The 3,110-nt window shown below is 72.1% G+C and carries 3 protein-coding genes and 1 pseudogene; 1 reads left to right on the top strand and 3 read right to left on the bottom strand.

The genetic code is table 11. The features are described 5' to 3' along the window. Both NCC78_RS30040 and NCC78_RS30035 read right to left on the bottom strand, forming a co-directional pair. Nucleotides 1-592, bottom strand: a pseudogene (locus tag NCC78_RS30040) (FHA domain-containing protein); the annotation flags it as partial. Then, on the bottom strand, nucleotides 589-882 hold the full coding sequence (locus tag NCC78_RS30035) for a 4a-hydroxytetrahydrobiopterin dehydratase (protein ID WP_250798752.1): 294 nt from the start codon (nucleotides 880-882) through the stop codon (nucleotides 589-591). The gene NCC78_RS30035 and the pseudogene NCC78_RS30040, both read right to left, overlap by 4 nt. 192 nt (nucleotides 883-1,074) lie before the next feature. Here NCC78_RS30035 and NCC78_RS30030 point away from each other — a divergent pair, with 192 nt between their 5' ends. Further along, the gene (locus tag NCC78_RS30030) at nucleotides 1,075-1,836 is read left to right on the top strand and encodes a hypothetical protein (protein WP_250798751.1); all 762 of its coding nucleotides are present in this window, start codon (nucleotides 1,075-1,077) and stop codon (nucleotides 1,834-1,836) included. A gap of 66 nt (nucleotides 1,837-1,902) precedes the next feature. Here NCC78_RS30030 and NCC78_RS30025 read toward each other — a convergent pair whose 3' ends face one another. Next, on the bottom strand, nucleotides 1,903-2,952 hold the full coding sequence (locus tag NCC78_RS30025; protein ID WP_250798749.1) for a fatty acid desaturase family protein: 1,050 nt from the start codon (nucleotides 2,950-2,952) through the stop codon (nucleotides 1,903-1,905). Between the last annotated feature and the right edge of the window lie 158 nt (nucleotides 2,953-3,110).

Below are 3,110 nucleotides of genomic sequence, written 5' to 3'. Positions count from 1 at the left end.
CGCCGCCACCGCCGCCACCGAAGAGCGCGCAGCCCGGCTCGGGGCAGCGCCACTGGCGGGAGAGGAGCTTGGACCCGGCCGGGGACCGGTCGCCGGCGACCGGGGTGTCGCCGCCGCCGACGTGGGCGATGAAGACCGGCCCGCCGGCGCCGGGCACCGGGGCGAGCACCCGGCCGGCCTGCTCGACCAGCCACGGGTAGCGCCCGCGCAGGCCGTCGGCGCGGACCCGGGTGAGCACCGGCAACCCGAGCAGGTCGGCCACCTCCAGCATCCGGTCGCCCGGGTTGTCGAGGACCTCGACCAGCCCGTCGTCGGCCCAGCGGCGGACCACCATGCGCTCGTTGGACGTCAGGTCGGCGTCGGAGAGCAGGGCCCGGTGCACGACCGCGTAGACCGGGACGCTGTCCTCCTCCAACTGCCGCGCCAGGGCGTCGATCACCATGCCGAGGCGGAGCAGGCTGGCCGGCCGCCCCCCGTCGATGTCCTGGTAGCGGATCACCTCGGCCAGGTCGAGGACGGCCCGGGCCTGCAACGGGTCGGTGCAGACCCGGCCCTCGATGGCGTCCAGCACCTTGCTGATCTCGAATCTCATCGGACGCTCCCCAGGATGTCGTCGATCCGCCGGGCCAGTTCCAGGTCACGCCGGGTGACCCCGCCCACCGTGTGGGTGACGCAACGGAAGGTGAGGGTGCGCCAGCGGATGTCGATGTCGGGGTGGTGGTCGAGTTCCTCGGCCGTCACGGCGACCCGGTCCACCACCGCGATGGCGTCCGGGAAGCTGGCCAGTTCCACGGTGCGGGTGATCCCGGCGCAGTCCCCCGACCAGCCGGCCAACCGGCCCAGCTCGTCTCGCACCGCCTCGGCGGTGAGCACGTCTGCCATGGGGAGACCTTACCGGGGGTGTCGGGAGGGCGCCCCACCAGCGGCGGCGGGGTGTGGTCCTGCCGACGACGGTCGCCGCGTGCGGGGTATCGACGTGTGACTGTGGACATCGAGGGCTAGGCTGACCGGCGGCCCGGCCGGGGCCGCGACCGGCGTCGCCCCCGGCCCACCCTTCATGAGGAGACTTCCAGCATGAACACTCGACGGCTGGCGACCACGGGGGTCGCGCTCGTCGCCGCGCTCAGCCTCGGTCTGACCGGGTGCGGCACGAAGACGGACGCGGACGCACCGGCCGGCAGCGGCACCGGCGTGGCCACCAGCGCCCCGGCGGACGCCCGCGCCGAGCTGACCGCTGCCGCGCAGAAGCTGAACGAGCAGAGCGTCAAGATGAAGCTCAAGTCCGCCGTCATCGACGGCAGCGGCGTGATGGACCCGTCCACCAAGACCGGCGACATGACGATGAAGATGGGCTCGCAGGGCACCTTCCGGATCCTGATGCTCGGCAACGACGCCTACCTGAAGATCACCGGCATGGCGGGGATGCCGAAGAAGTGGCTGCACATGGACGCCACCAAGCTCGGCGAGAGCGGCAACCTCAACCTGATGCCGGAGGGCGACCCGGGCGGCGCCAAGCAGATGATCGAGAGCGTGGTGGACGTCCGCAAGACCGGCGAGGGGGCCTTCGCCGGCACCCTCGACTACACCCGCACCAAGGCCGACGACAAGGCCATCCAGGCCCTCGGCGACAAGGCCAAGGCCGTTCCGTTCACCGCCAAGGTCGACGACCAGGGCCGGCTCGTCGAGTTCGCCATCGACACCAGCGTGCTGCACCCGTCGCTGGGCACGATGACCACCACCTACTCGGACTTCGGCGCTCCGGTGAGCGTGCGCAAGCCCGCGGCGAGCGAGACGCAGGAGGCCCCGGAGGAGCTGATCAAGGCCATGGGCTCCTGACCGGAGGGAAACGGCAGGAGGGGGCGGCGCCGGTCGGCGCCGCCCCCTCCGCGTCTCAGCCGCGGCTCAGCCGCGCAGCGGCCGGCCCACCTCGTGCAGGTGCGCGAGCGCCTGACGGTACGACTCGACCAGCCCCGTCTCGGCGTACGGGATGCCCTGCTCTTCGCAGTACGCCCGGACCATCGGTTGGGCGCGACGCAGGTTCGCCCGGGGCATGTTCGGGAACAGGTGGTGCTCGATCTGGTAGTTGAGCCCGCCGAGGGCGGTGTCGACGAACGGGCCGCCCCGGACGTTGCGGGAGGTGAGCACCTGCTTGCGCAGGAAGTCGAGTTCGTCGTCCGCGGTCGGCATCGGCATCCCCTTGTGGTTCGGGGCGAACGAGCAACCCATGTAGAACCCCCACAGCCCCTGGTGTACGGCGGCGAAGAGCAGCGCCTTCAGCGGCGACATCACCAGCAGCAGGGCGCCGACGTAGGCCACGGTGTGCACGAGCAGCAGGCCGGCCTCGGTCCAGCGGTGGCGCATCGGGGTGCGGAACCGGCCGTCGGGCTCCCGCCCGACGATCGCCTGGATGCTCGACACGTGCAGGCTGAGCCCCTCCAGCAGCAGCATCGGGAAGAACAGCCACGCCTGCCGGCGGGCCAGCCAGCGGCCGACGCCACGGGTCTCGGCGGCCTGCTCGTACGTCCAGACCAGCGCGCCCGCCCCGACGTCCGGATCCTCGTCCTCGTGGTTCGGGTTGGCGTGGTGCCGGTTGTGCTTGTCCACCCACCAGCCGTAGCTGATCCCGACGGACAGGTTGCCGGCGAGCAGGCCGACCGCCTCGCTGGCCCCCCTGCGGCGGAACATCTGCCGGTGCCCGGCGTCGTGACCGAGGAACGCCACCTGGGTCGTGGCCACGGCCAGCACGACGGCGACCAAGAGCTGGACCCAGGAGTTGCCGACCAGCGCGACCGCGACCCAGCCCGCCACGAAGAATCCGAGGGTGAGCGCGATCCGGACCGCGTACCAGCCCGGGCGCCGCTCCAGCAGGCCCGCCTCGCTGATCCGCCGGGACAACTGCGCGTAGTCACTGCCCCGTCGGACCGGCGGGTCCACCACCGCTTCGAGCCCCATTTCCGCTCCCGTTCCTCGACGCCGGGTCATGTCGTACGGCACAACCCTGACCGTAAGTCTCCGCAGAACGGTTGCGCTGAGTAACCCTGCCGACCCCCGAATCGGGGGTAGGGCGAGCACTACCCCCGACCGCACCGCCGGGGCCGCGCGGCCGGCCA

It is taken from the genome of Micromonospora phytophila (assembly GCF_023656545.1).
GTDB lineage: Bacteria > Actinomycetota > Actinomycetes > Mycobacteriales > Micromonosporaceae > Micromonospora > Micromonospora phytophila.
The sequence above is the reverse complement of the archived record's forward strand: the minus strand, read 5'-3'. Positions and strand labels throughout refer to the sequence as shown.